Genomic DNA, 26,840 nt, shown 5'->3' on the forward strand with positions numbered 1-26,840 from the left:
GTAAATAGAAAACATATACCTCTTACAAAAGATGAGTGAAAACACAATCTTAAATCTTATTTACGTTGCTTACAGAATAATCCTAAACATATACAAAAATTATTCCAAGCTGATAATGTTAAATATGCCTCTTAAGTCAGGTATTTAATTGGTGGGTTAATCTCTCAGGGTTTAATTCCCCGAAGCTCTGCTTCGTGATATACTACTTGAATGGAAGAAACTGAAGTTTTGACAAAAAATTTTTATTAAAAAAAGTGGCGAGTGTATCAATCTATAATTTGTATTATATATCAAATAATTTACTTTAAATTGTATAAATATCGCTTTTAAGCTGATAAAAGCACTAAATATTTAACTTTAAATATAAATTTTTACTTTAGTCAGAAAAATTAGAATTTTTGTCAAAACTTCAGTATAAAGCATTTCAACAAAAACAGTTAAAGCTTTTTGGTTTGGATAGATACCTCGTAGCGCTGCTGCGAGGAGCATCATTTGAAATATTAAAAATAGGTAACAAGTGATAAAATATATTTTTTTATTAGTCATATTAATATCAATGCAAATTAAAGCATATCCACATACAGAAAACCCAACTATAGAAAGTAATAACCTCAATGATTTTGTATTTGATGATAATGATTTTTTATGGGACGATACTGATCTTATAGATGATAGTATATTTGATGATTTAGTTTTACACTCTTTATCATATTATCCTTCCTCTCAAAATATTAGCAAAATATTAGAAGAAAGCTCCAATACCCGCAATGAAGCAGCTAATTTACTTAAGCAAGATATACCAGATAATAATTCTGCTATAGCTTTAAATGCTCAAGAATTAGAGTCAAATTATAACGAAATAATTGAATTAATACAGCATAATTTTGATGCAGATAACAGTTCAAACGAAAATATAGATAATTTAGCTAAAGATGAAGTAGCTGATAATCATAATCTAACTGATGAAAGCAAAATAAATAGTACTACTGAAGAAAATTTTGAAAATAATTTAGTACATTATACTAACAATAGCTTAACATCAACGAGAAGTTCTACAACCACAGGATTTACACCGCATGGGATGGTTAATAATACCGATATTTTAATATCTAACAGGAGTTTCGCACTTAGCAAAGTTGCGAATCAGTTAAAAGCCATCTGATATTGTTTTGAATTGATGTTTTTATAACTTCCCAAGTTTGTTGATATAAAGTAATGTTTTCATTTATCCTCCTTTTATTCATATCAAGCCAGGCAAATACTGCAAGGCAAATATGATTTCTTTGAGCTCGGCCCGTGCGTGCCTGACAGCGTTCAATACCACAAGTTTGTTTTAATTCTCGATGATAAACCTCTATAGACCAACGTGCCTTAACAATTTTCTCTATTTGCTCACGTGTGGGATTTTCCAAGTTCGTTGTTATGTAATCAATGCGACCATTCTTTGCCACAAACTTAAATACCGTAACCCAACCGTATCCACGTAGGTGAATTTTTAGCCCCTCATCGGGTATCTCTAAACTTTCCAAGCTAACATTATGATTAACTTTTCTATTTTTCCTTAGGGTGGTAACCCATAGCCAGCCTAAATTACGTATATGTTTTAAATTCTCCAACCCGCTATACCAAGCATCCATGACTATGGCATCAGGATTGAGACCTCTTTCTTTAGCTAAAGTAAGCATATCACAAAAATGCTCATTCTTTGTTTTACCATCAGTGTCTTTATCATATATTCTATAATCTACGGGAGTAGATTGAGCAATTTTAGTATTGTAATGTAGTAAGTTTACCATTCCTATACCAGGTATAACATCATGTACAGCTCCAGAATATTGATAACGTACAAGCTCAATCTTCTGACTGTATTGCTTTGATAATAAGGTGTCATCCCCCACTAATAAACACGGTGCTTCCCAATCTATATATTTTGACACTTCCTTATAGATTTCGCTAGGACGAAAATCCTTACTCTTTAACCATCGACTTGCACTATCGTGAGATAGATCTACTGGACTCACTTCAGATAATGCCTTGCTAGTATATCTGACACTACTTGCTTGTAAAAATGATTTATATAAGTCCTTGCTACATTTTGTTCTTGTCATTTTTATCTAAAACTATTTTTCTCTAGATTAACATACTTTTTGCTAAGTGCGAAACTCCTGATCTAACATTGATAATAGATTAAATTCATTAACAAGAAATGTTGGAGCATTAGCCGCAGGATATGAAGAGCAAAATTATGGATTTTATATTAATCCATTTATAGGCAAAGCAACTCAAAAAGAAACAAGTAGATATCATAGTACAAGTAGAGGCACAATAATAGGACATGATACACAATTAAACGATTCTTTGCAACTTGGAGCAAATTTTACTAGAGTAGAAACAAAATTTAATTTTCCAAGATATAAAACTACAGTTAGAAGTAATTACTACTCATTGTATGGACTATATATACCTTCAAACCAAAACATCTTTACAAGTATAATTGGAATATATGGAATTAGTGATATAATTAACTTTAATCAAATAAAAAATACTCACAAAGCCTATACTAGTACTATACAAGTAATGCTTGGCTCTAACTATAAGTTATTTAGTACTACGCATATTAAGCCTCTGTTAGGACTTAAAGATAGCAAGATTAGAGAAGCATCATATTTAGAAGATAATTTATCAATAGCAAGTGTTAAAGAGCGGACGATTAAAGGTATCTTAGGGGTAAAATTAGCAAATCCAAATACTCTAAAATCAGTAATTATTACTCCTGAAATATATGCTTTTGCACATAAAAATATCAAGTCAAAAATACCGAGTGCTCAAACAAATATTATAGATAATAGAATATTACCTATATATATTAGGAAATTACCTTTAAGTTTTAGTTATGGGGCAAAATTAAGCCTTAAAACAAAATCAATTGAGATAGGAATAAATTATAATGGAACTAAAGCAAATAAATTTATATCGCATTTAGGAAGTACAAACTTCAAAATTAATTTATAACTGCTATGAAAAAATGATAACTGGACACCTATATTTTACTTTATTCTTAGCTAAAAGTAGTATTGTGGCATGATTTCTATACCATTCCCGCAGAATCTGGGAGACAAATAAGTCATGTAACAATACCACAATAGGTGACGGGGCTCTGTCTCATCAATTGTGTAAATTTCGTGAACCATTAAATTCTACCATCAAATTTGATCATAAAATGAGCCATAGCTTCATTCCAATTGGGGATAGGCATAGACCATTTTTTGGTAATATAATCAATTGTCAGATATAAAACCTTAAATACTGCGTCATCATTTGGAAAGATGCGTTTATTCTTAGTAACTTTTCTCAATTGGCTATTCAGCGATTCTATCGCATTTGTAGTGTAAATAATCTTACGAATCTCCTTTGGATATTGCAAGAAAATTATCAAATTATCCCAATTATTATACCAAGATTTAGCTATATGCGGATATTGCTTACTCCATTTTTGATCAAATGACTCAAGAACTAATTCTGCTTCTTTTTCAGTAGCAGAAGTATAGATTAGTTTCAAATCCGCTGCTAATTGCTTTCTATCTTTATATGATACATATTTGAGGCTATTCCTGATCTGATGGACAATACAAATTTGATGTTCAGTTTTCGGGTATACTGATGCAATAGCATCAGACATACCAGTTAGATTATCACTACAAGCAATTAAGATATCTTTTACTCCTCTATTTTTCATCTCAGTAAAATTACCAAGCCAAAATTTAGCTCCTTCATTCTAAAATATCCTTTCTGCCAGATAAATCTATTCCTAAAGCTACATATACTGATTTATTAATAATAAGTTTATCTTGTCTTACTTTCACTACTAAACAGTCAAAATATACTATAGGGTATACTGATTCAAGAGGTCTACTCTGCCAAATCTTGACCTCATCTATTACTTCATCTGTAATCCTGCTGATTAGGCTCTCACTGATCTCAGCTCCATATAATTCTTGCAATTGTGTTTTAATATCAGACACACTCATACCCTTCGCATATAAGGATATTATCTTTTGGTCTAAGCCATCTATTCTTGTTTGTTTCTTTGAGACTATTATAGGTTCAAATTTACCTTGTCTGTCTCTTGGAACATTTATCTCTATAGTACCATTCTCACTAATCAGATTCTTACTAAAACTACCATTCCTCGCATTCTCAGTTTCAGCTCTATCATACTTGCTATAACCTAAATGTTCTGACATCTCAGCATGCAGTGCTCGCTCTAAAATACCCTTGGTTAATTCCTTAATTAATCCATTCTGACTTAGTACTGTTTTTAAATCTACTCCGCCTTTTATCAGCAAATCTATTGCTTCATTTATTTTTTTATTCTTCTCTATTTGCATTTCTGTTACCTATATTTTTAATTACTTCTAATATAGGCTCAACAAAAATTTACACAATCATTGCAAAAGACTCTAAATAAATTTTGTTATTACTAAAAAAGTATAAAAAAATTGGAATACATTTCTCCTTATGGAAAGGATTTTGTCAAAACTTCAGGTAACATAGCTTTATCTTCTAATTCTAGTAAATAATTCTTCATATCCTTGCGAATATTAGTTATCATTCTTAAATTTCTAGAATAGAGTTTAAACCATAACTCTTTACAAATATATGCTTTATCACCAAATACCTTACCTGTTATCTTCTGAGTTATAGATTCAAGAACAGATAAATCAGCTCTATTTGCTTTTGTTATTTTAACAGCTATAATCTCTGCTTTATGATTAATGATTAAATGTAATTTAAATCCCATAAACCAACCATAACTACTCATCCCAACTTTGGCAATTTTACCAAAAACTCTATTACTAACCTGAATTCTGGATTAATCTAGGTTTGGAAGTAAGTATTTACAAGGGATAGAAGATACTCTATATAATTTTTAGCAAAAAAACAAGAGTATCCCCATGAAGAAAGATATTACTGCATTATTTTATTTTGTCGATGATTTTTGTAAAATTAGCGAGCAGTGGATTAATAAATCATTTCTACCATTAATTAATAAAAACCCTACAAGAAAGCCTGAAATAAGCTATTCTGAGCTGTTAACAATAGTGCTTTTATACCATCAATCACCTTGTAAAAACTTTAAATATTTTTATATGTCCTATCTACAATTATATAAATCAGACTTTGTAACTCTTCCATCATATACTCGTTTTATAGCTCTAAAACCAAGAGTTCTGAGTTATGATGAACGAACATTAGCATTACCCATGACGAATATTAAAATTACCCATTTTTGAGTAAAAAATATTGTCTAAAGTGTTACATTATTATCCTCCGATTTTATAGTTAATTTTTTGCCTTTAGCTGTAGCGATTCTATAACTTTCAGTATTGAGTTCAAGAATTGAAGAATGGTGAACCAATCTGTCAATAACTGCTGACGTAGTCATTTCATCTTTAAAAATAGTATTCCATTTTGCAAAAACTAAATTGCTAGTAAAATGATGCTCCTCGCAGCAGAGCTACGAGGTATCTATCCAAAAAGCTTTAACTGTTTTTGTTGAAATGCTTTATACTGAAGTTTTGACAAAAATTCTAATTTTTCTGACTAAAGTGAAAATTTATATTTAAAGTTAAATATTTAGTGCTTTTATCAGCTTAAAAGCGATATTTCTACAATTTAAAGTAAATTATTTGATATATAATACAAATTATAGATTGATACACTCGCCACTTTTTTTAATAAAAATTTTTTGTCAAAACTTCAGTTTATAAGAAGGTTTGCCTGAACCTTGATTCTGTACATAATTACGTAATTTCTGCTCATCACCATGTTTACCTACTGTGCTCATAAAATATCCTTTACTCCAAAACTCACTTCCCCATAATTTTTCTTTAAGATTTGGATATTTCTCAAACATTTTCTTAGAAGTAATACTTTTTATGATTTGAGTTATTTTTGTTGGGCTATACATTGGTATTGACTGTAATAAAAAATGTACGTGATCTTTATCTACTCCTATTTCTAAAAATCTAATTTCATAACGATCTTCTATGTGCTCACAAATTTTACACAAATAATCATCTAGTTCTTGATTGAATATTACTCTTCTATACTTTGCCGGCGTTACTAAATGATATATTAGTACTGTGACATTATGACTCTTATGTATATAACTGCTTTCTTCCATTCAAGTAGTATATCACGAAGCAGAGCTTCGGGGAATTAAACCCTGAGAGATTAATGGTAGAAATGATTTATTAATCCACTGCTCGCTAATTTTACAAAAATCATCGACAAAACAAAATAATGCAGTAATATCTTTCTTCATGGGGATACTCTTGTTTTTTTGCTAAAAATTATATAGAGTATCTTCTATCCCTTGTAAATACTTACTTCCAAACCTAGATTAATCCAGAATTCAGGTTATTGAGCATTACTGGTTTAAACTCAAGAATGAAATTAGGAAAGTTGCAGGAGATTTTGAAACATTCTATGATGCTGTTTACTATGTTCTTAAAAAAGTCACTACCTTATCGCATTAAGCTATATATGATGAGGACTATTGAAATAATGAGAGCAGCATCACTTTAGCGGCTTTTATACCTGATTCTTTAGAGGTTTTTGTGTTAGATATTTCGGTATGGAAAACTATTTTACTACCATCAAGATTACCGAGCATAAAATCGGTTTGTATATCACCGTTATCTAAATATTTCGAATAAGCACCTATAGGCGTGCGGCAATTTGCATCTAAATATTCTAAGAGTGCTCTTTCCGGCTTTATCAATTCAAAAGTCGGTAGATGGTTAATTTGTTTGCATATCTCAATCATAGCATGATCATCTTTTCGTATTTCAATCGCAATAACACCCTGCCCTATACATGGCAACATCTGCGAATGCTCTATCAAATGACAATATTCCGGATTAAATGCCTCAAGCCTTTTTAAGCCGGCATATGCAAGTATGGTTGCGTCAACTTCCTTATTAATTAGCTTATTGATTCTTGAGTCAACATTACCCCTAAACACTATTATTTCTAAATCCGGTCTTATTCTTTGTAAACATAATTTTCGGCGTACTGATGAAGTCCCTATTACGGCATTTTTCGGCAGCTCTTCTATGGATTTATGTGTCAGACAAACAAACACATCTCTTGAATCTTCTTGCTCTAAAACAGCTTCAATACTCAAATCTTCAGGTATTATTCCTGGAACATCTTTCAAAGAATGAACAGCCAAATCAATCTTTTTATCAAGCAAAGCCTGCTCTATTTCTTTCAAGAATAAAGCCTTACCGCCTATATCATATAAATGTTTATTTTGGATCAAGTCACCGCTAGTAGTAATTTCGACTATCTCACAATTAATATTAGGAAAGTACTGTTTGATTTGCTCAATAACTAGGTTAGTTTGCGTTAAAGCGAGCTTACTTTTTCTAGTGCCTATCCTAATGGTTTGTATCATATATTAATCTTCTAAGGCAAAAGGGCTAGAGAAACTTAAGTAATTACCACTTATAACTACTTTATAATTCATAATAACTGGTTGGTTTATTTTTCCATGCCCTATCCCTTCAGCTCTATGGCTTTGTTGCATAAATAAGCTTTTGAATATACTGCCCCTAACCCCGCAATGCTAGCCTAGCCAACAGGCACAGAGATAGGTTTACCAATTTCAAACATTTTGTTTAATAAGTGGCATTTAATAGACATTTCTTTTGTCATATTTTGATCATGTCTTGATAGAAACTTACTACCAAAAGAAGTTTTAAATCGAAAGAACGTGTTCTCTACACGCTCCCTTCTACCATAATTATTCTTTACCCTCCATGCTTGGTATCCTTTGTTTTGTTGATATATAACAGCTGCATCTCTCTCAGTTTTATCCCTAAGCGATTGAACTTTTACTGAAGAGTTTGGGGGTCTAATAACTGGTTTTATCTTCTTCTTTCTCAACAATTGATATGTAGATTCACCGTCATACCCTCGATCTCCCAGAAAATCCTTGGCTCTGACATTAGCTATTAGTAGTCCAATCTGTGATCTATCATCTATAGTATGCTCTGTGGTACTATCGGCAAGTATCATACCTTGATCTTCTATAACGATATGTAGCTTTTTCCATATGCGACGCTTATATTGCTTACCATGCTTATTTTCTAGCCATTCGTTCCCTGTGTAGGCTTGTATCCCTGTACTATCCATTGAAATACAACTAAATTCTTTATCTTGATTTCCATGTAAATACCTAAGATCTAATGACTTCATACGCTTACTTAATGTTGTATAGTCTGGACATCTAATAGATAAACCCGATATTTCAAAGAGCCAGTTTATAAAGCCTTGGGTTTGGCGTAACTTAAGACCGAATAAGCATCTGATCTTCAAACACTGTAATATAGCGTGATCACTATAGCGTCTAGGTCTTCCTCGTTTCATTTCCTCTCTGTAATCAGCATACCAGCCAATCGCCAAATCACTGGCAATCATAAAATCTATGCGACCCCTATTGCGTAAAAAATTATTATATTCTGACCAATTCGTTATTTTATATTTAGAATACTTGCGTGATTTACTAAAAGGGGCTTTCTTCCGAGATCTCATATAATCTGGATTATTTTTAATTCAGGACATCTTACCAGATTATCACCACTCTTGCTCTACAAATCTTATTTATGCAACAAAGCCACGCGCCTTAACAATTTTCTCTATTTGCTCACGTGTAGGATTCTCTAAATTAGTTGTTATGTAATCAATGCGACCATTTTTTGCCACAAACTTAAATACCGTAACCCAACCGTATCCACGTAGGTGAATTTTTAGCCCTTCATCGGGAATCTCTAAAGTTTCCAAGCTAACATTACGATTAACTTTTCTATTTTTTCTTAGGTTGGTAACCCATATCCAACCTAAATTACGTATATGTTTTAAATTATCCAAACCACTATACCAAGCATCCATAACTATAGCATCAGGCTTGATACCTCTTTCTTTAGCTAAAGTAAGCATATCACAAAAATGCTCGTTCTTTGTTTTACCATCAGTTTCTTTATCATATATTCTATAATCTACAGGAGTAGATTGATCAATTTGAGTATTGTAATGCAGTAAGTTTACCATTCCTATACCAGGTATAACATCATGTACAGCCCCAGAATATTGATAATTTACAAGCTCGATCCTCTTACTGTATTGCTTTGACAATAAGGTGTCATCTCCCACTAATAAACAAGGATCTTCCAGATCAATATATTTTGACACTTTGCTATAGATTTCGCTAGGGCGAAAATCCTTACTCTTTAACCATCGACTTGCACTATCGTGCGATAGATCTAATGGACTTACTTCAGATAATGCTTTGCTAGTATATCTTACACTACTTGCTTGTAAGAATGATTTATATAAATCTTTGCTACATTTTGATCTTGTCATTTTTATCTAAAACTATTTTTCTCTAGATTAGCATATTATTTGCTAAGTGCGAAACTCCTGTTATCTTCTTCTTTCTCAACAATTGATATGTAGATTCACCGTCATACCCTCGATCTCCCAGAAAATCCTTGGCTCTGACATTAGCTATTAGTAGTCCAATCTGTGATCTATCATCTATAGTATGCTCTGTGGTACTATCGGCAAGTATCATACCTTGATCTTCTATAACGATATGTAGCTTTTTCCATATGCGACGCTTATATTGCTTACCATGCTTATTTTCTAGCCATTCGTTCCCTGTGTAGGCTTGTATCCCTGTACTATCCATTGAAATACAACTAAATTCTTTATCTTGATTTCCATGTAAATACCTAAGATCTAATGACTTCATACGCTTACTTAATGTTGTATAGTCTGGACATCTAATAGATAAACCCGATATTTCAAAGAGCCAGTTTATAAAGCCTTGGGTTTGGCGTAACTTAAGACCGAATAAGCATCTGATCTTCAAACACTGTAATATAGCGTGATCACTATAGCGTCTAGGTCTTCCTCGTTTCATTTCCTCTCTGTAATCAGCATACCAGCCAATCGCCAAATCACTGGCAATCATAAAATCTATGCGACCCCTATTGCGTAAAAAATTATTATATTCTGACCAATTCGTTATTTTATATTTAGAATACTTGCGTGATTTACTAAAAGGGGCTTTCTTCCGAGATCTCATATAATCTGGATTATTTTTAATTCAGGACATCTTACCAGATTATCACCACTCTTGCTCTACAAATCTTATTTATGCAACAAAGCCGTTGCAAGCAACTACCATATTAGCATATTTGACAGAAAAGTATCATGGGAATTATAATGGGAAGCAATTACGCTGTTTGCAGAAAAGGTTGAAACAATGGAGAGCTGCACATGGTAAGGATAAGACAGTAATCTTTTTACAAAATATTCTTCCTGGCAAACAGAGTCAGTCTGATTGGACCAATATGAATCAATTGGGTATTTGTATTGGTGGGCAACCATATCCTCACTTACTATTTCATTTTATGTTGCCTTATTCATGTTGGGAAACTTTTAGCATATGCCATAGTGAAAGTTTTGATACATTAGCATCAGGGTTTGAAAAAGCTGTATGGGAGTTAGGTGGAGTTTTACCAGAGCATCGTACAGATAATTTAAGTGCAGCTACCAAGCAATGTGGTAATAGTAGACAATTTACAGAAAGATGGCAAGAATTGCTTGGTTATTACAATGTTGCACCATCGCGAAATAATCCAGGCGTCAGTTATGAAAATGGTTCTGTTGAAAAAAGTCATGATACATTTAAGCAAGCAGTGAATCAACATCTGCTATTACGTGGATCACGTAATTTTGTTGATTTAAAAGCTTATGAATTATTCCTTACACAAATTAAAGAAAAGCGAAATAGCTGTAGAAAAGCAAAATTAGCTGAAGAATTAGTTCATTTAAAAGAGTTACCAATCAGGAAATGGAATGCACCTACAATATTATCAGTACGTGTTAATCCAAGCAGTACAGTTAGTATTTTATCTGTAGCTTATTCTGTGCCTAGTCGCTTAATAGGTTATACTTTAAAAGCTTATATTTATTCTGAAGAAATAGAGCTTTACTATGGTATAGCTAACGCGGAAAGGTTTTTACCATAGTTTTTGTATTTACTCACATATTCACCAGATCTAAATCCTATTAAACATTACTGGACTAACTTTAAAAACTGTTTACGTAAAATTATTGATCAATGCCTAAGTTTTTCCTAATCTGTGGTAGAAACATTTCCGTGTTAGCTATAACAAATGTTTACAAAAAATGTCTAGAATCAGCAATGGCTATGTTATTGATTATAGACATATTATTGATAGTTTAGTACGTAAACCTGGAGCATTTGTTCAATATCAATATTATGAAGCTTTATTCCCACGTGCTATATTTCGTCAGGTATATGACCAGCTTATCTCTATATATCCATATAAAGGGCATAAAATATATCTTAAAATATTACAATTAGCAAAAATGTATGGAGAATTGAATGTAGTTACTGCATTAGAAGTGCTATTAGAAAAGAAGATTGAGCCAATAATTGATCATATTACAGATTTACTAAATAGCCAGACTCAAACTGTTTGTTCAGTAAAAATTAATCAACCAATACTGTCTGAATATGATCAATTACATTGCTTTAAAACAATGGAGGTTGCATGAGTAAACAGATAATAACTCCGCAACCGCTAAATAATTTACTCAAGAACCTTTGCTTACCTACTTTTGCATCGTGCTATAAATCAGTTGCAGAAAGCTTTGAGCAAGAAAAGAAAACATATATAGATTATCTACAGGAGTTAGCCATACGTGAGTTAGAACATAGACAACAACAACGTATTGCCAGATTGCTGAAGCAAGCAAAACTCTCTCGAGATAAGTTATTAAGCAACTTTGATATTAAGCGTATCCCAGGATTATCGCCAACTAAGATCCAATATCTTGCACAAGGAGAATTTATGGATCGCTATGAAAATATACTTATTTTTGGTAATCCTGGCACTGGCAAAAGTCATCTTAGTATAGGTTTAGCACGTGAGTGGTGTCTTGCTGGTAGACGTGTATTATATACAACAGCAGCTAATTTGGTTCAACAATTACTAGAAGCAAAGCTTAGTTTAAAACTTAAGCAAATTATTAAAAAATTCGATTATTTTGAAATATTGATAATTGATGATATATCATATGTACCATATAATCGTGAAGAAACTGATGTTTTATTTACCTTATTAGCTGAACGTTATGAAATGCGTAGTGTATTAATTACTAGCAATTTAGTTTTTGCACAATGGAATACTATTTTTAAAGATGAAATGACTACGTCAGCAGTTATTGACAGATTGGTTCACCATTCTTCAATTCTTGAACTCAATACTGAAAGTTATAGAATCGCTACAGCTAAAGGCAAAAAATTAACTATAAAATCGGAGGATAATAATGTAACACTTTAGACAATATTTTTTACTCAAAAATGGGTAATTTTAATATTCGTCATGGGTAATTCTAATGTTCGTTCATCATAAGGAGAATATAATTGAATTTTTAGCAAATAATCCTGATAGCCGAGCTATAGATATAAGAGATGCAGTAGCGCCCGAGCTGCCAATGAGCACATTTTATGACACGCTTCATAGAATGAAAATTACATATAAAAAAAGAGCCAAAATACAAAGGCAGGGATGAAGAAGCTAGAAAACAATTTGTGGAATAGGAAAGTTCTATAATTAATTAAGCCAGATATAATCAATTTTTAATCTCTCAGGGTTTAATTCCCCGAAGCTCTGCTTCGTGATATCATAAGAAACAACTAAAACTTTTTTAGATACCTCGTAGCTCTGCTGCGAGGAGCATCATTTAAATATAGATATATCATGGCTCATTTAACGATAGATGAAAGATTTAAAATATACGAAATGAATAAGAGTGGTTATAGCTCGCGATATATAGGGACAAAGATTGGCCGTGATAAAAGCACTATATGTTATGAACTCAAGAGAATGAGGCATAATTATAGACCAGATAGGGCTAACACACTTGCTTGCAGTTTAAGGCAAGGTAAGAGAAAAAGAAAATTAGATATTGATAATAATTTACGAGCAGAAATAATAAAGCAGTTAACACAGGGTATTTCACCAGATATAATTTCAGGTAGACGTAAACTATCACGAGATACTGTCAATATTTCTACAGAGAGTATATACCAGTTTATTTATACATCTCCTATAGCACAAAGGCAAAAATTATATTTATCTTTAGCAAGAAAAAGGAAAAATAGGTTGCATCATGGTACAAGAATCAGAAACAAAAGAATTACAATACCAAATCGAGTTTCCATTACTGAAAGACCAGAGATAAATAGAAAGATAGCAGCAATAGGTCATTTAGAAGGTGATTTAACTTTTAACAAAGGTAATCAAAGTCGTAATATAGGCGCTCTTGTGGATATCAGAACACAAAAAGTGTTTCTCACTTTAAACCGTTCAAAAAGAACACAAGATGTGATTGGTAACATGAATAAAAAACTTAAACAATTGTCGCATATAATCAAAAGCATAACGTTAGATAATGGCAAAGAATTTACCAATCATGAACAACTATTGCCAAAATCTGAACGAAAAGTATATTTTTGCAATCCTTATTCTCCATGGCAAAAACCATTGATAGAGAAGATTAACTCAATGGTGCACAGAGTATACTCTAAATCTTTAGATATAAAAAAATTAACAATAAAGCAATTACAAGAAATTGAGGATTTTTTAAATAATTTACCAAGAAAAGTGCTCGGTTATAAAACACCCAATGAGGTATGGGAAGAAAATATAAATCTGGCTTAATTAATACTGGAATTTACCATATATTGATCAAATAGCATCTGATAAACTTGTGTATTGTGACGAAATGGGGGTAAGTAATAATATAACCATGTTGTACGGATGGTCAGAAAGAGGAACAAGAGCTTACTCAGAGCAAGCAGGTTTTGCTACTGAGCGAGTAAATATAGTTGCTGGTTATAATAAGGGCACCAAAGAATTAATTGCTCCGTTAGAGCATTCCGGTTATATTGATAAGCAATTATTTAATCAGTGGGTAGGTGAGCTATTATGCCCATCACTAAAACCTGGACAATGTGTAATAATGGATAATGCGAGTATTCATGGCTTTGTTGCATAAATAAGATTTGTAGAGCAAGAGTGGTGATAATCTGGTAAGATGTCCTGAAATGATGCTCCTCGCAGCAGAGCTACGAGGTATCTAAAAAAGTTTTAGTTGTTTCTTATGATATCACGAAGCAGAGCTTCGGGGAATTAAACCCTGAGAGATTAAAAATAATCCAGATTATATGAGATCTCGGAAGAAAGCCCCTTTTAGTAAATCACGCAAGTATTCTAAATATAAAATAACGAATTGGTCAGAATATAATAATTTTTTACGCAATAGGGGTCGCATAGATTTTATGATTGCCAGTGATTTGGCGATTGGCTGGTATGCTGATTACAGAGAGGAAATGAAACGAGGAAGACCTAGACGCTATAGTGATCACGCTATATTACAGTGTTTGAAGATCAGATGCTTATTCGGTCTTAAGTTACGCCAAACCCAAGGCTTTATAAACTGGCTCTTTGAAATATCGGGTTTATCTATTAGATGTCCAGACTATACAACATTAAGTAAGCGTATGAAGTCATTAGATCTTAGGTATTTACATGGAAATCAAGATAAAGAATTTAGTTGTATTTCAATGGATAGTACAGGGATACAAGCCTACACAGGGAACGAATGGCTAGAAAATAAGCATGGTAAGCAATATAAGCGTCGCATATGGAAAAAGCTACATATCGTTATAGAAGATCAAGGTATGATACTTGCCGATAGTACCACAGAGCATACTATAGATGATAGATCACAGATTGGACTACTAATAGCTAATGTCAGAGCCAAGGATTTTCTGGGAGATCGAGGGTATGACGGTGAATCTACATATCAATTGTTGAGAAAGAAGAAGATAAAACCAGTTATTAGACCCCCAAACTCTTCAGTAAAAGTTCAATCGCTTAGGGATAAAACTGAGAGAGATGCAGCTGTTATATATCAACAAAACAAAGGATACCAAGCATGGAGGGTAAAGAATAATTATGGTAGAAGGGAGCGTGTAGAGAACACGTTCTTTCGATTTAAAACTTCTTTTGGTAGTAAGTCCGTCCGCCAAAACTCTAAAAGCCTTATAGGCAATAGGGTTTTAAGGCAAAAATGCATAGTAAAATCCATAAGAAAATGAAAGGTTTTATATCAAAAGCTTATGGAAATACAAAAAAATGACAATAAAAAAATGAATGCATTTTGGGAAATAGTGTGGTTTTTAATACAAAAATTTAAAATCAGCCCTCAAAATTAGAGTAATTTGCTCTAAAATCGCACTATTTTTGGAAATTAGTGACACAAGTGATATTTTTTAGAGTTTTGGCGGAGGGACTAGTAAGTTTCTATCAAGACATGATCAAAATATGACAAAAGAAATGTCTATTAAATGCCACTTATTAAACAAAATGTTTGAAATTGGTAAACCTATCTCTGTGCCTGTTGGCTAGGCTAGCATTGCGGGGTTAGGGGCAGTATATTCAAAAGCTTATTTATGCAACAAAGCCATAGCGTCTAGGTCTTCCTCGTTTCATTTCCTCTCTGTAATCAGCATACCAGCCAATCGCCAAATCACTGGCAATCATAAAATCTATGCGACCCCTATTGCGTAAAAAATTATTATATTCTGACCAATTCGTTATTTTATATTTAGAATACTTGCGTGATTTACTAAAAGGGGCTTTCTTCCGAGATCTCATATAATCTGGATTATTTTTTAATTCAGGACATCTTACCAGATTATCACCACTCTTTGCTCTACAAATTTTATTTATGCAACAAAGCCATGAGGTATGGGAAGAAAATATAAATCTGGCTTAATTAATACTGGAATTTACCATCATTTAATGATGCTCCTCGCAGCAGAGCTACGAGGTATCTAAAAAAGTTTTAGTTGTTTCTTATGATATCACGAAGCAGAGCTTCGGGGAATTAAACCCTGAGAGATTAAGACTTGATACTTCATTACATAATGTAACAAGTTGATTAGTGACCCCTGCCATAGCAGAAACTACTATAATTACTTGATTATTTTTAGCTATTTCAGCTTTTATAATAGGGATGATTTTTTTTATTCTGTCAATAGTTGCAACGGAAGTGCCACCAAATTTTTGAATTATTAAGGCCATATATAGAAGCCTATTACTGCTGTTTTTGTGGGGTATTAATATTGTTTAGTTTTTTCGTCATTGCGAGGAGACGCATAGCTAAAGGTACGGCAGTCTAGTTAACTATAATGTCATTCTCGCTTAAGATTTACTTGCATGGATCAGTTTTTCCGTCATTGCGAGAAAATTACGAAGTAATTGACGAAGCAATCCATTTAAAAAATGCTAATTTATAGCATTTTTAACTGGATCCCGTGAAAAATCACGGGATGACAGAGAAAAAAGATCTACGCAAGCAATGCAATGACGATTACACAGGCAATCCCACAAATCCTTAATTATGCACTAGCGATTTCTGTAACGTTTACTATTTTATGATCACGCTTAGTTAAAAACTCTACTCTTCCTGATGTTAAAGCAAAAATAGTATGATCCTTACCAATCCCAACATTTACTCCAGGATGGATTTTTGTACCACGTTGTCTAACTATAATATTGCCAGGTATTACATATTGTCCATCAGCTTTTTTAACGCCAAGTCTTCGACCAGCTGAATCTCTTCCGTTCCTAGAACTACCACCAGCTTTTTTGGTTGCCATCTTATGATTCCTTTATTATTAACTTTTACAAAAAGTCTATTATTGTTTTGTAATATCTAATATTTTCAGCTCTGTCAATTCTTGACGATGACCGGCTTTACGACGATAATTTTTTCTACGTTTTTTCTTAAAAACTATAATTTTATTATCTCTAAGCTGGTTAGTAATTTCAGCTGTAACAACAGCTCCTTTTACTAATGGAGTACCGATAAAAGAAGGCTTTGAATACTCACCCATCATTAAAACCTGATTAAGCTGAATTTTAGAGCCAAGCTCACCTTCAATTTTTTCGACTTTAATAACGCTGTTTTGATCTACTTTATATTGTTTTCCACCTGCTTTTATAACTGCGAACATGAAAAATATCTCTTTAAAAATTTATAAATATTTGTCGCATCATATTATTATATTGGCAATTAGTCAATGATAATTTAAAGCTGTATACTCGTTTTATTTGAAAAATTGGTTAAGTCATATTATAAACGCCAATTTAGGATAACTGAAGTTGTTCTGGAGCTAAAGCATCAAGTTTTATACGAGATTTAGTGATACTGAAGTTTTAACAAAAATTCTAATTTTTCTGACTAAAGTAAAAATTTATATTTAAAGTTAAATATTTAGTGCTTTTATCAGCTTAAAAGCGATATTTCTACAATTTAAAGTAAATTATTTGATATATAATACAAATTATAGATTGATACACTCGCCACTTTTTTTAATAAAAATTTTTTGTCAAAACTTCAGTTTTGAATATACTGCCCCCAACCCCGCAATGCTAGCCTAGCCAACAGGCACAGAGATAGGTTTACCAATTTCAAACATTTTGTTTAATAAGTGGCATTTAATAGACATTTCTTTTGGGCTCTGTTTCATCAATTGTGTAAATTTCGTGAGCCATTAAATCCTACCATCAAATTTGATCATAAAATGAGCCATAGCTTCATTCCAATTGGGGATAGGCATAGACCATTTTTTGGTAATATAATCAATTGGTAAATTCCAGTATTAATTAAGCCAGATTTATATTTTCTTCCCATACCTCATTGGGTGTTTTATAACCGAGCACTTTTCTTGGTAAATTATTTAAAAAATCCTCAATTTCTTGTAATTGCTTTATTGTTAATTTTTTTATATCTAAAGATTTAGAGTATACTCTGTGCACCATTGAGTTAATCTTCTCTATCAATGGTTTTTGCCATGGAGAATAAGGATTGCAAAAATATACTTTTCGTTCAGATTTTGGCAATAGTTGTTCATGATTGGTAAATTCTTTGCCATTATCTAACGTTATGCTTTTGATTATATGCGACAATTGTTTAAGTTTTTTATTCATGTTACCAATCACATCTTGTGTTCTTTTTGAACGGTTTAAAGTGAGAAACACTTTTTGTGTTCTGATATCCACAAGAGCGCCTATATTACGACTTTGATTACCTTTGTTAAAAGTTAAATCACCTTCTAAATGACCTATTGCTGCTATCTTTCTATTTATCTCTGGTCTTTCAGTAATGGAAACTCGATTTGGTATTGTAATTCTTTTGTTTCTGATTCTTGTACCATGATGCAACCTATTTTTCCTTTTTCTTGCTAAAGATAAATATAATTTTTGCCTTTGTGCTATAGGAGATGTATAAATAAACTGGTATATACTCTCTGTAGAAATATTGACAGTATCTCGTGATAGTTTACGTCTACCTGAAATTATATCTGGTGAAATACCCTGTGTTAACTGCTTTATTATTTCTGCTCGTAAATTATTATCAATATCTAATTTTCTTTTTCTCTTACCTTGCCTTAAACTGCAAGCAAGTGTGTTAGCCCTATCTGGTCTATAATTATGCCTCATTCTCTTGAGTTCATAACATATAGTGCTTTTATCACGGCCAATCTTTGTCCCTATATATCGCGAGCTATAACCACTCTTATTCATTTCGTATATTTTAAATCTTTCATCTATCGTTAAATGAGCCATGATATATCTATATTTAAATGATGCTCCTCGCAGCAGAGCTACGAGGTATCTAAAAAAGTTTTAGTTGTTTCTTATGATATCACGAAGCAGAGCTTCGGGGAATTAAACCCTGAGAGATTAAGGAATTAACCAAGGGTATTTTAGAGCGAGCACTGCATGCTGAGATGTCAGAACATTTAGGTTATAGCAAGTATGATAGAGCTGAAACTGAGAATGCGAGGAATGGTAGTTTTAGTAAGAATCTGATTAGTGAGAATGGTACTATAGAGATAAATGTTCCAAGAGACAGACAAGGTAAATTTGAACCTATAATAGTCTCAAAGAAACAAACAAGAATAGATGGCTTAGACCAAAAGATAATATTGTTAGCAACGGAAGTAAAATGATACAGAGCAACGGATAAAAATTGATACAGTCAGGAGTTTCGCACTTAGCAAAATTGTGTATTAGTTAGAAGCCATTTAATGTTGTTCTGAATTGATGTTTTTATAACTTCCCAAGTTTGTTGATATAAAGTAATGTTTTCATTTATCCTCCTTTTGTTCATATCAAGCCAGGCCAATACAGCAAGGCAAATATGATTTCTTTGAGCTCGACCCGTGCGTGCCTGACAGCATTCAATACCACAAGTTTGTTTCAATTCTCGATGATAAACTTCTATAGACCAACGCGCCTTAACAATTTTCTCTATTTGCTCACGTGTAGGATTCTCTAAATTAGTTGTTATGTAATCAATGCGACCATTTTTTGCCACAAACTTAAATACCGTAACCCAACCGTATCCACGTAGGTGAATTTTTAGCCCTTCATCGGGAATCTCTAAAGTTTCCAAGCTAACATTACGATTAACTTTTCTATTTTTTCTTAGGTTGGTAACCCATATCCAACCTAAATTACGTATATGTTTTAAATTATCCAAACCACTATACCAAGCATCCATAACTATAGCATCAGGCTTGATACCTCTTTCTTTAGCTAAAGTAAGCATATCACAAAAATGCTCGTTCTTTGTTTTACCATCAGTTTCTTTATCATATATTCTATAATCTACAGGAGTAGATTGATCAATTTGAGTATTGTAATGCAGTAAGTTTACCATTCCTATACCAGGTATAACATCATGTACAGCCCCAGAATATTGATAATTTACAAGCTCGATCCTCTTACTGTATTGCTTTGACAATAAGGTGTCATCTCCCACTAATAAACAAGGATCTTCCAGATCAATATATTTTGACACTTTGCTATAGATTTCGCTAGGGCGAAAATCCTTACTCTTTAACCATCGACTTGCACTATCGTGCGATAGATCTAATGGACTTACTTCAGATAATGCTTTGCTAGTATATCTTACACTACTTGCTTGTAAGAATGATTTATATAAATCTTTGCTACATTTTGATCTTGTCATTTTTATCTAAAACTATTTTTCTCTAGATTAGCATATTATTTGCTAAGTGCGAAACTCCTGACAGTATTAAAATAGTATCTTCTGGATAAGGAGGTAATGAATAATGATAATACTGGAGCAAATAATGGAAATAAAAATATTGGATAAACATGGTAAAAGCCTAAGAACAATAGCCGGAGAAGTTGGTGTATCAGTAAATACAGTACGTAAATATTTAAAATATGATGGCCCCCCTAAATATAAGGATAGGCCAAAGTTGGTAACAAAGCTTACCCCATATCAAGACTACTTGAGTTACAGAGTAAAATCAGCCCACCCTGTATCTCTACCTGGTACTGTACTGTTTCAAGAGATAAAGGAGTTGGGTTACACAGGCGGGATGACCCAACTCAGGGATTATCTAAGAAGTATAAAGCCGGTAGCTAAACAGGAGGATATGATAAGATTTGAGACTGCTTCTGGCAAACAGATGCAAGTTGACTGGATTGAATTTCGTAAGGGGAAAAATCCTCTATCAGCTTTTGTGGCTACATTAGGATTTAGTCGAGCAAGCTATGTAGAATTTGTTAGCAATGAGAAGCTTGTAACATTAATAGAATGCCATAAGCGGGCATTTGATTATTTTGGTGGAGTACCGGAGGAAGTACTTTATGACAATATGAAGACAGTAATACTGGATAGAGATACGTATGGTCCTGGCATACATCGTTTTAATAAAGGAATGCTAGATTTTGCAAAACATTATGGTTTTCGCCTAAGAGTGTGTAGACCTTATCGAGCAAAAACTAAAGGCAAAGTTGAGCGATTTAATAGATATCTCAGAGAAAGCTTTTATAACCCATTAGCGACAAAATTAAAAACTGCAGAGTTAGTGTTGGATGTGGATACTGCAAATTCGGAGGTGCTAAAGTGGCTGCGAGATATAGCAAATATGCGTGTGCATGGAACAACAGGCGAAATACCTGCAGAAAGATTAAAGTTTGAAAGGAGTACTCTTCAACCACTACCATTGGATTATAGCGGTAGTCATCCTGCAGCACTAGAGATTATGGAAGATAAAAGGGAACGATTTTCTACAGTTTCCTTACAACATTCCCTCTGCATATACCAAAGTATACTGGAGGCATTATGAACCTGCAGCACCAACGTATAGAAGAGCTGTGCCGCTCTTTAAACCTTATTCAGATAGCTGAAAATTATTTTGATATTGCACAATCCTCTAGTAAAGAAGATTCAAGTTATACGGATTTCCTTGAGTCAATATTAAAAACAGAGCTGTTGGAACGACAGAATAGGAGTAAATCAATACTCACCAGAATGGCAGGTTTTCCTATTATTAAAACGCTGGATAATTTTGATTATGATTTTGCTACAGGAATAAAACGCAAGATTCTGGAAGGTCTAAGGTCTCTGTCTTTTGTAGAAAGACAGGAAAATATTATTCTACTTGGTCCTTCTGGAGTAGGAAAAACCCATATAGCTATTGCTCTTGGTTATGCAGCTACACAATGTGGCATCAAGACTAAATTTACAACAGCTGCAGATTTGATGCTTGTACTTAATGCTGGGCTAAATCAGGGAAACCTGGACTCCATATTCAAAAGAGTAATACTACCATATAAATTACTCATAATAGATGAGTTTGGGTATCTGCCGTTAAAACAGGAACAAGCTAATCTGTTATTTCAAGTTATAGCAAAGCGTTACGAAAAAGGGAGCATAATTCTTACAAGTAATCTTCCGTTTGGACAATGGCATAATAGTCTTGCTCAGGATAGTGCTCTTACAGCTGCTATCTTAGATCGTCTGCTTCACCACTCCACTATACTCAATATTAAAGGTGATAGTTTCAGGCTTAAGGATAAAAAGAAAGCTGGTCTTGTGCCAATAGAAATTATTAATAAACAGGAGGATAATTTTATGACTTAAATATCAGATAATTTTTTATGATACTGTATCAATTTTCAACTGCTGCATATTAAAAATCTGTATCATTTTTCGACCGGTGTTGACAATATCCTTATATGCGAAGGGTATGAGTGTGTCTGATATTAAAACACAATTGCAAGAATTATATGGAGCTGAGATCAGTGAGAGCCTAATCAGCAGGATTACAGATGAAGTAATAGATGAGGTCAAGATTTGGCAGAGTAGACCTCTTGAATCAGTATACCCTATAGTATATTTTGACTGTTTAGTAGTGAAAGTAAGACAAGATAAACTTATTATTAATAAATCAGTATATGTAGCTTTAGGAATAGATTTATCTGGCAGAAAGGATATTTTAGGCTTATGGATAAGTGAGAATGAAGGAGCTAAATTTTGGCTTGGTAATTTTACTGAAATGAAGAATCGAGGAGTAAAAGATATCTTAATTGCTTGTAGTGATAATCTAACTGGTATGTCTGATGCTATTGCATCAGTATATCCGAAAACTGAACATCAAATTTGTATTTTCCATCAGATCAGGAATGGCTTTGTTGCATAAATAAGATTTGTAGAGCAAGAGTGGTGATAATCTGGTAAGATGTCCTGAATTAAAAATAATCCAGATTATATGAGATCTCGGAAGAAAGCCCCTTTTAGTAAATCACGCAAGTATTCTAAATATAAAATAACGAATTGGTCAGAATATAATAATTTTTTACGCAATAGGGGTCGCATAGATTTTATGATTGCCAGTGATTTGGCGATTGGCTGGTATGCTGATTACAGAGAGGAAATGAAACGAGGAAGACCTAGACGCTATAGTGATCACGCTATATTACAGTGTTTGAAGATCAGATGCTTATTCGGTCTTAAGTTACGCCAAACCCAAGGCTTTATAAACTGGCTCTTTGAAATATCGGGTTTATCTATTAGATGTCCAGACTATACAACATTAAGTAAGCGTATGAAGTCATTAGATCTTAGGTATTTACATGGAAATCAAGATAAAGAATTTAGTTGTATTTCAATGGATAGTACAGGGATACAAGCCTACACAGGGAACGAATGGCTAGAAAATAAGCATGGTAAGCAATATAAGCGTCGCATATGGAAAAAGCTACATATCGTTATAGAAGATCAAGGTATGATACTTGCCGATAGTACCACAGAGCATACTATAGATGATAGATCACAGATTGGACTACTAATAGCTAATGTCAGAGCCAAGGATTTTCTGGGAGATCGAGGGTATGACGGTGAATCTACATATCAATTGTTGAGAAAGAAGAAGATAAAACCAGTTATTAGACCCCCAAACTCTTCAGTAAAAGTTCAATCGCTTAGGGATAAAACTGAGAGAGATGCAGCTGTTATATATCAACAAAACAAAGGATACCAAGCATGGAGGGTAAAGAATAATTATGGTAGAAGGGAGCGTGTAGAGAACACGTTCTTTCGATTTAAAACTTCTTTTGGTAGTAAGTTTCTATCAAGACATGATCAAAATATGACAAAAGAAATGTCTATTAAATGCCACTTATTAAACAAAATGTTTGAAATTGGTAAACCTATCTCTGTGCCTGTTGGCTAGGCTAGCATTGCGGGGTTAGGGGCAGTATATTCAAAAGCTTATTTATGCAACAAAGCCATGGAGAGCTGCACATGGTAAGGATAAGACAGTAATCTTTTTACAAAATATTCTTCCTGGTAAACAGAGTCAGTCTGATTGGACCAATATGAATCAATTGGGTATTTGTATTGGTGGGCAACCATATCCTCACTTACTATTTCATTTTATGTTGCCTTATTCATGTTGGGAAACTTTTAGCATATGCCATAGTGAAAGTTTTGATACATTAGCATCAGGGTTTGAAAAAGCTGTATGGGAGTTAGGTGGAGTTTTACCAGAGCATCGTACAGATAATTTAAGTGCAGCTACCAAGCAATGTGGTAATAGTAGACAATTTACAGAAAGATGGCAAGAATTGCTTGGTTATTACAATGTTGCACCATCGCGAAATAATCCAGGCGTCAGTCATGAAAATGGTTCTGTTGAAAAAAGTCATGATACATTTAAGCAAGCAGTGAATCAACATCTGCTATTACGTGGATCACGTAATTTTGTTGATTTAAAAGCTTATGAATTATTCCTTACACAAATTAAAGAAAAGCGAAATAGCTGTAGAAAAGAAAAATTAGCTGAAGAATTAGTTCATTTAAAAGAGTTACCAATCAGGAAATGGAATGCACCTACAATATTATCAGTACGTGTTAATCCAAGCAGTACAGTTAGTATTTTATCTGTAGCTTATTCTGTGTCTAGTCGCTTAATAGGTTATACTTTAAAAGCTTATATTTATTCTGAAGAAATAGAGCTTTACTATGGTAACAAATGTTTACAAAAAATGTCTAGAATCAGCAATGGCTATGTTATTGATTATAGACATATTATTGATAGTTTAGTACGTAAACCTGGAGCATTTGTTCAATATCAATATTATGAAGCTTTATTCCCACGTGCTATATTTCGTCAGGTATATGACCAGCTTATCTCTATATATCCATATAAAGGGCATAAAATATATCTTAAAATATTACAATTAGCAAAAATGTATGGAGAATTGAATGTAGTTACTGCATTAGAAGTGCTATTAGAAACCTGAATTCTGGGCTCTGTCTCATCAATTGTGTAAATTTCGTGAACCATTAAATTCTACCATCAAATTTGATCATAAAATGAGCCATAGCTTCATTCCAATTGGGGATAGGCATAGACCATTTTTTGGTAATATAATCAATTGTCAGATATAAAACCTTAAATACTGCGTCATCATTTGGAAAGATGCGTTTATTCTTAGTAACTTTTCTCAATTGGCTATTCAGCGATTCTATCGCATTTGTAGTGTAAATAATCTTACGAATCTCCTTTGGATATTGCAAGAAAATTATCAAATTATCCCAATTATTATACCAAGATTTAGCTATATGCGGATATTGCTTACTCCATTTTTGATCAAATGACTCAAGAGCTAATTCTGCTTCTTTTTCAGTAGCAGAAGTATAGATTAGTTTCAAATCCGCTGCTAATTGCTTTCTATCTTTATATGATACATATTTGAGGCTATTCCTGATCTGATGGAAAATACAAATTTGATGTTCAGTTTTCGGATATACTGATGCAATAGCATCAGACATACCAGTTAGATTATCACTACAAGCAATTAAGATATCTTTTACTCCTCGATTCTTCATTTCAGTAAAATTACCAAGCCAAAATTTAGCTCCTTCATTCTCACTTATCCATAAGCCTAAAATATCCTTTCTGCCAGATAAATCTATTCCTAAAGCTACATATACTGATTTATTAATAATAAGTTTATCTTGTCTTACTTTCACTACTAAACAGTCAAAATATACTATAGGGTATACTGATTCAAGAGGTCTACTCTGCCAAATCTTGACCTCATCTATTACTTCATCTGTAATCCTGCTGATTAGGCTCTCACTGATCTCAGCTCCATATAATTCTTGCAATTGTGTTTTAATATCAGACACACTCATACCCTTCGCATATAAGGATATTATCTTTTGGTCTAAGCCATCTATTCTTGTTTGTTTCTTTGAGACTATTATAGGCAGGAGTTTCGCACTTAGCAAAAAGTATGTTAATCTAGAGAAAAATAGTTTTAGATAAAAATGACAAGAACAAAATGTAGCAAGGACTTATATAAATCATTTTTACAAGCAAGTAGTGTCAGATATACTAGCAAGGCATTATCTGAAGTGAGTCCAGTAGATCTATCTCACGATAGTGCAAGTCGATGGTTAAAGAGTAAGGATTTTCGTCCTAGCGAAATCTATAAGGAAGTGTCAAAATATATAGATTGGGAAGCACCGTGTTTATTAGTGGGGGATGATACCTTATTATCAAAGCAATACAGTCAGAAGATTGAGCTTGTACGTTATCAATATTCTGGAGCTGTACATGATGTTATACCTGGTATAGGAATGGTAAACTTACTACATTACAATACTAAAATTGCTCAATCTACTCCCGTAGATTATAGAATATATGATAAAGACACTGATGGTAAAACAAAGAATGAGCATTTTTGTGATATGCTTACTTTAGCTAAAGAAAGAGGTCTCAATCCTGATGCCATAGTCATGGATGCTTGGTATAGCGGGTTGGAGAATTTAAAACATATACGTAATTTAGGCTGGCTATGGGTTACCACCCTAAGGAAAAATAGAAAAGTTAATCATAATGTTAGCTTGGAAAGTTTAGAGATACCCGATGAGGGGCTAAAAATTCACCTACGTGGATACGGTTGGGTTACGGTATTTAAGTTTGTGGCAAAGAATGGTCGCATTGATTACATAACAACGAACTTGGAAAATCCCACACGTGAGCAAATAGAGAAAATTGTTAAGGCACGTTGGTCTATAGAGGTTTATCATCGAGAATTAAAACAAACTTGTGGTATTGAACGCTGTCAGGCACGCACGGGCCGAGCTCAAAGAAATCATATTTGCCTTGCAGTATTTGCCTGGCTTGATATGAATAAAAGGAGGATAAATGAAAACATTACTTTATATCAACAAACTTGGGAAGTTATAAAAACATCAATTCAAAACAATATCAGATGGCTTTTAACTGATTCGCAACTTTGCTAAGTGCGAAACTC

23 protein-coding genes and 10 pseudogenes are annotated in these 26,840 nt (G+C 33.1%); 16 read left to right on the top strand and 17 right to left on the bottom strand.

All coding sequences use genetic code 11. From position 1 onward, the window contains the following. Positions 1 to 517: 517 nt before the first annotated feature. The gene (locus AAHI98_RS10655) at positions 518 to 1,162 is read left to right on the top strand and encodes a hypothetical protein (protein WP_342225842.1); all 645 of its coding nucleotides are present in this window, start codon (positions 518 to 520) and stop codon (positions 1,160 to 1,162) included. On the opposite strand, the gene AAHI98_RS10660 is transcribed toward AAHI98_RS10655, so the two are convergent. After that, on the bottom strand, positions 1,128 to 2,108 hold the full coding sequence (locus AAHI98_RS10660; RefSeq protein WP_342224659.1) for an IS701 family transposase: 981 nt from the start codon (positions 2,106 to 2,108) through the stop codon (positions 1,128 to 1,130). The genes AAHI98_RS10655 and AAHI98_RS10660 overlap by 35 nt on opposite strands. Before the next feature lie 160 nt (positions 2,109 to 2,268). On the opposite strand from AAHI98_RS10660, the gene AAHI98_RS10665 reads away from it, so the two are divergent. Beyond that, positions 2,269 to 3,012, top strand: coding sequence for an autotransporter outer membrane beta-barrel domain-containing protein (locus AAHI98_RS10665; protein WP_342226188.1), 744 nt, complete (start codon positions 2,269 to 2,271; stop codon positions 3,010 to 3,012). A 178-nt stretch (positions 3,013 to 3,190) separates the two neighbouring features. Here the strand turns inward: AAHI98_RS10665 and AAHI98_RS10670 are convergent. Together AAHI98_RS10670 and AAHI98_RS10675 are read right to left on the bottom strand one after the other, a co-directional pair. Further along, a pseudogene (locus AAHI98_RS10670) lies at positions 3,191 to 4,388 on the bottom strand (IS256 family transposase). A gap of 158 nt (positions 4,389 to 4,546) precedes the next feature. Then, positions 4,547 to 4,858, bottom strand: a pseudogene (locus AAHI98_RS10675) (transposase); the annotation flags it as partial. Positions 4,859 to 4,955: 97 nt separating this feature from the next. On the opposite strand from AAHI98_RS10675, the pseudogene AAHI98_RS10680 reads away from it, so the two are divergent. Further along, a pseudogene (locus AAHI98_RS10680) lies at positions 4,956 to 5,240 on the top strand (IS982 family transposase); the annotation flags it as partial. Between the two features lie 68 nt (positions 5,241 to 5,308). Here AAHI98_RS10680 and AAHI98_RS10685 read toward each other — a convergent pair. The 7 genes and pseudogenes from AAHI98_RS10685 to AAHI98_RS10710 all read right to left on the bottom strand — a co-directional run. Next, a pseudogene (locus tag AAHI98_RS10685) lies at positions 5,309 to 5,485 on the bottom strand (ATP-binding protein); the annotation flags it as partial. A 267-nt stretch (positions 5,486 to 5,752) separates the two neighbouring features. Further along, positions 5,753 to 6,187, bottom strand: coding sequence for an IS200/IS605 family transposase (gene tnpA, locus AAHI98_RS10690; RefSeq protein ID WP_342225843.1), 435 nt, complete (start codon positions 6,185 to 6,187; stop codon positions 5,753 to 5,755). A 42-nt stretch (positions 6,188 to 6,229) separates the two neighbouring features. After that, a pseudogene (locus AAHI98_RS18680) lies at positions 6,230 to 6,328 on the bottom strand (IS982 family transposase); the annotation flags it as partial. A gap of 231 nt (positions 6,329 to 6,559) precedes the next feature. Beyond that, complete coding sequence (gene hemC, locus AAHI98_RS10695; protein WP_342225844.1) at positions 6,560 to 7,465, bottom strand: hydroxymethylbilane synthase; 906 nt, start codon at positions 7,463 to 7,465, stop codon at positions 6,560 to 6,562. A gap of 176 nt (positions 7,466 to 7,641) precedes the next feature. Then, positions 7,642 to 8,604, bottom strand: coding sequence for an IS5 family transposase (locus tag AAHI98_RS10700; RefSeq protein WP_342224734.1), 963 nt, complete (start codon positions 8,602 to 8,604; stop codon positions 7,642 to 7,644). Between the two features lie 84 nt (positions 8,605 to 8,688). Beyond that, positions 8,689 to 9,432, bottom strand: a pseudogene (locus AAHI98_RS10705) (IS701 family transposase); the annotation flags it as partial. Positions 9,433 to 9,454: 22 nt separating this feature from the next. Next, positions 9,455 to 10,159, bottom strand: coding sequence for an IS5 family transposase (locus AAHI98_RS10710; RefSeq protein WP_342225846.1), 705 nt, complete (start codon positions 10,157 to 10,159; stop codon positions 9,455 to 9,457). Between the two features lie 112 nt (positions 10,160 to 10,271). Here AAHI98_RS10710 and AAHI98_RS10715 point away from each other — a divergent pair, with 112 nt between their 5' ends. The 6 genes from AAHI98_RS10715 to AAHI98_RS10740 all read left to right on the top strand — a co-directional run bounded on the left by AAHI98_RS10715 (position 10,272) and on the right by AAHI98_RS10740 (position 15,274). Beyond that, positions 10,272 to 11,108: a Mu transposase domain-containing protein gene (locus AAHI98_RS10715; protein ID WP_342225847.1), complete on the top strand. Its 837-nt coding sequence runs from the start codon at positions 10,272 to 10,274 to the stop codon at positions 11,106 to 11,108. 160 nt (positions 11,109 to 11,268) lie between these two features. After that, entirely contained in the window at positions 11,269 to 11,661 is a 393-nt protein-coding gene (locus AAHI98_RS10720) for an integrase (protein WP_342225848.1), read from the top strand. Then, the gene (gene istB, locus AAHI98_RS10725) at positions 11,658 to 12,449 is read left to right on the top strand and encodes an IS21-like element helper ATPase IstB (RefSeq protein ID WP_342225849.1); all 792 of its coding nucleotides are present in this window, start codon (positions 11,658 to 11,660) and stop codon (positions 12,447 to 12,449) included. Before AAHI98_RS10720 ends, istB (AAHI98_RS10725) begins: the two co-directional genes overlap by 4 nt. 420 nt (positions 12,450 to 12,869) lie before the next feature. Further along, positions 12,870 to 13,832, top strand: a complete 963-nt coding sequence (locus AAHI98_RS10730) for an IS30 family transposase (protein WP_342224646.1) — start codon at positions 12,870 to 12,872, stop codon at positions 13,830 to 13,832. A 49-nt stretch (positions 13,833 to 13,881) separates the two neighbouring features. Beyond that, positions 13,882 to 14,169: a transposase gene (locus AAHI98_RS10735; RefSeq protein WP_342225850.1), complete on the top strand. Its 288-nt coding sequence runs from the start codon at positions 13,882 to 13,884 to the stop codon at positions 14,167 to 14,169. 169 nt (positions 14,170 to 14,338) lie between these two features. After that, complete coding sequence (locus AAHI98_RS10740) at positions 14,339 to 15,274, top strand: IS5 family transposase (protein WP_342225851.1); 936 nt, start codon at positions 14,339 to 14,341, stop codon at positions 15,272 to 15,274. Between the two features lie 352 nt (positions 15,275 to 15,626). Here the strand turns inward: AAHI98_RS10740 and AAHI98_RS10745 are convergent, their stop codons facing one another. The 5 genes and pseudogenes from AAHI98_RS10745 to AAHI98_RS10765 form a co-directional block, all read right to left on the bottom strand. Next, on the bottom strand, positions 15,627 to 15,833 hold the full coding sequence (locus AAHI98_RS10745; RefSeq protein ID WP_342225614.1) for a hypothetical protein: 207 nt from the start codon (positions 15,831 to 15,833) through the stop codon (positions 15,627 to 15,629). Positions 15,834 to 16,079: 246 nt separating this feature from the next. Next, positions 16,080 to 16,262: pseudogene (locus AAHI98_RS10750) on the bottom strand (amino acid kinase family protein); the annotation flags it as partial. A gap of 317 nt (positions 16,263 to 16,579) precedes the next feature. After that, a complete protein-coding gene (rpmA, locus tag AAHI98_RS10755; protein WP_011478055.1) occupies positions 16,580 to 16,840 on the bottom strand; it encodes a 50S ribosomal protein L27 in 261 nt (86 codons plus the stop codon). A gap of 39 nt (positions 16,841 to 16,879) precedes the next feature. Beyond that, entirely contained in the window at positions 16,880 to 17,197 is a 318-nt protein-coding gene (rplU, locus tag AAHI98_RS10760; protein ID WP_011478056.1) for a 50S ribosomal protein L21, read from the bottom strand. A 652-nt stretch (positions 17,198 to 17,849) separates the two neighbouring features. Then, positions 17,850 to 18,812, bottom strand: a complete 963-nt coding sequence (locus AAHI98_RS10765; RefSeq protein ID WP_342224646.1) for an IS30 family transposase — start codon at positions 18,810 to 18,812, stop codon at positions 17,850 to 17,852. A gap of 116 nt (positions 18,813 to 18,928) precedes the next feature. Between AAHI98_RS10765 and AAHI98_RS10770 the strand changes: the two are divergent. Then, positions 18,929 to 19,180 (top strand): annotated as a pseudogene (locus AAHI98_RS10770) (transposase); the annotation flags it as partial. A gap of 62 nt (positions 19,181 to 19,242) precedes the next feature. On the opposite strand, the gene AAHI98_RS10775 reads toward AAHI98_RS10770, so the two are convergent. Next, positions 19,243 to 20,223: an IS701 family transposase gene (locus tag AAHI98_RS10775; RefSeq protein WP_342224656.1), complete on the bottom strand. Its 981-nt coding sequence runs from the start codon at positions 20,221 to 20,223 to the stop codon at positions 19,243 to 19,245. A 103-nt stretch (positions 20,224 to 20,326) separates the two neighbouring features. Here AAHI98_RS10775 and istA point away from each other — a divergent pair, with 103 nt between their 5' ends. The 5 genes and pseudogenes from istA to AAHI98_RS10800 all read left to right on the top strand — a co-directional run bounded on the left by istA (position 20,327) and on the right by AAHI98_RS10800 (position 24,815). Next, the gene (gene istA / locus AAHI98_RS10780) at positions 20,327 to 21,355 is read left to right on the top strand and encodes an IS21 family transposase (protein WP_410526233.1); all 1,029 of its coding nucleotides are present in this window, start codon (positions 20,327 to 20,329) and stop codon (positions 21,353 to 21,355) included. Beyond that, the gene (gene istB / locus AAHI98_RS10785; RefSeq protein ID WP_342225853.1) at positions 21,352 to 22,152 is read left to right on the top strand and encodes an IS21-like element helper ATPase IstB; all 801 of its coding nucleotides are present in this window, start codon (positions 21,352 to 21,354) and stop codon (positions 22,150 to 22,152) included. Before istA ends, istB (AAHI98_RS10785) begins: the two co-directional genes overlap by 4 nt. Before the next feature lie 85 nt (positions 22,153 to 22,237). Beyond that, positions 22,238 to 22,696: pseudogene (locus tag AAHI98_RS10790) on the top strand (IS256 family transposase); the annotation flags it as partial. An 84-nt stretch (positions 22,697 to 22,780) separates the two neighbouring features. Beyond that, positions 22,781 to 23,743: an IS5 family transposase gene (locus AAHI98_RS10795; protein ID WP_342224734.1), complete on the top strand. Its 963-nt coding sequence runs from the start codon at positions 22,781 to 22,783 to the stop codon at positions 23,741 to 23,743. Between the two features lie 145 nt (positions 23,744 to 23,888). Next, the gene (locus AAHI98_RS10800) at positions 23,889 to 24,815 is read left to right on the top strand and encodes a Mu transposase domain-containing protein (RefSeq protein WP_342225854.1); all 927 of its coding nucleotides are present in this window, start codon (positions 23,889 to 23,891) and stop codon (positions 24,813 to 24,815) included. 43 nt (positions 24,816 to 24,858) lie between these two features. On the opposite strand, the pseudogene AAHI98_RS10805 reads toward AAHI98_RS10800, so the two are convergent. Further along, positions 24,859 to 25,788, bottom strand: a pseudogene (locus AAHI98_RS10805) (IS256 family transposase); the annotation flags it as partial. Between the two features lie 60 nt (positions 25,789 to 25,848). Between AAHI98_RS10805 and AAHI98_RS10810 the strand changes: the two are divergent. Continuing rightward, on the top strand, positions 25,849 to 26,829 hold the full coding sequence (locus tag AAHI98_RS10810; RefSeq protein ID WP_342224659.1) for an IS701 family transposase: 981 nt from the start codon (positions 25,849 to 25,851) through the stop codon (positions 26,827 to 26,829). The last annotated feature ends 11 nt before the right edge of the window (positions 26,830 to 26,840 follow it).

The sequence above is a fragment of the Rickettsia endosymbiont of Urophora cardui genome (genome assembly GCF_964030725.1).
Lineage (GTDB): Bacteria > Pseudomonadota > Alphaproteobacteria > Rickettsiales > Rickettsiaceae > Rickettsia.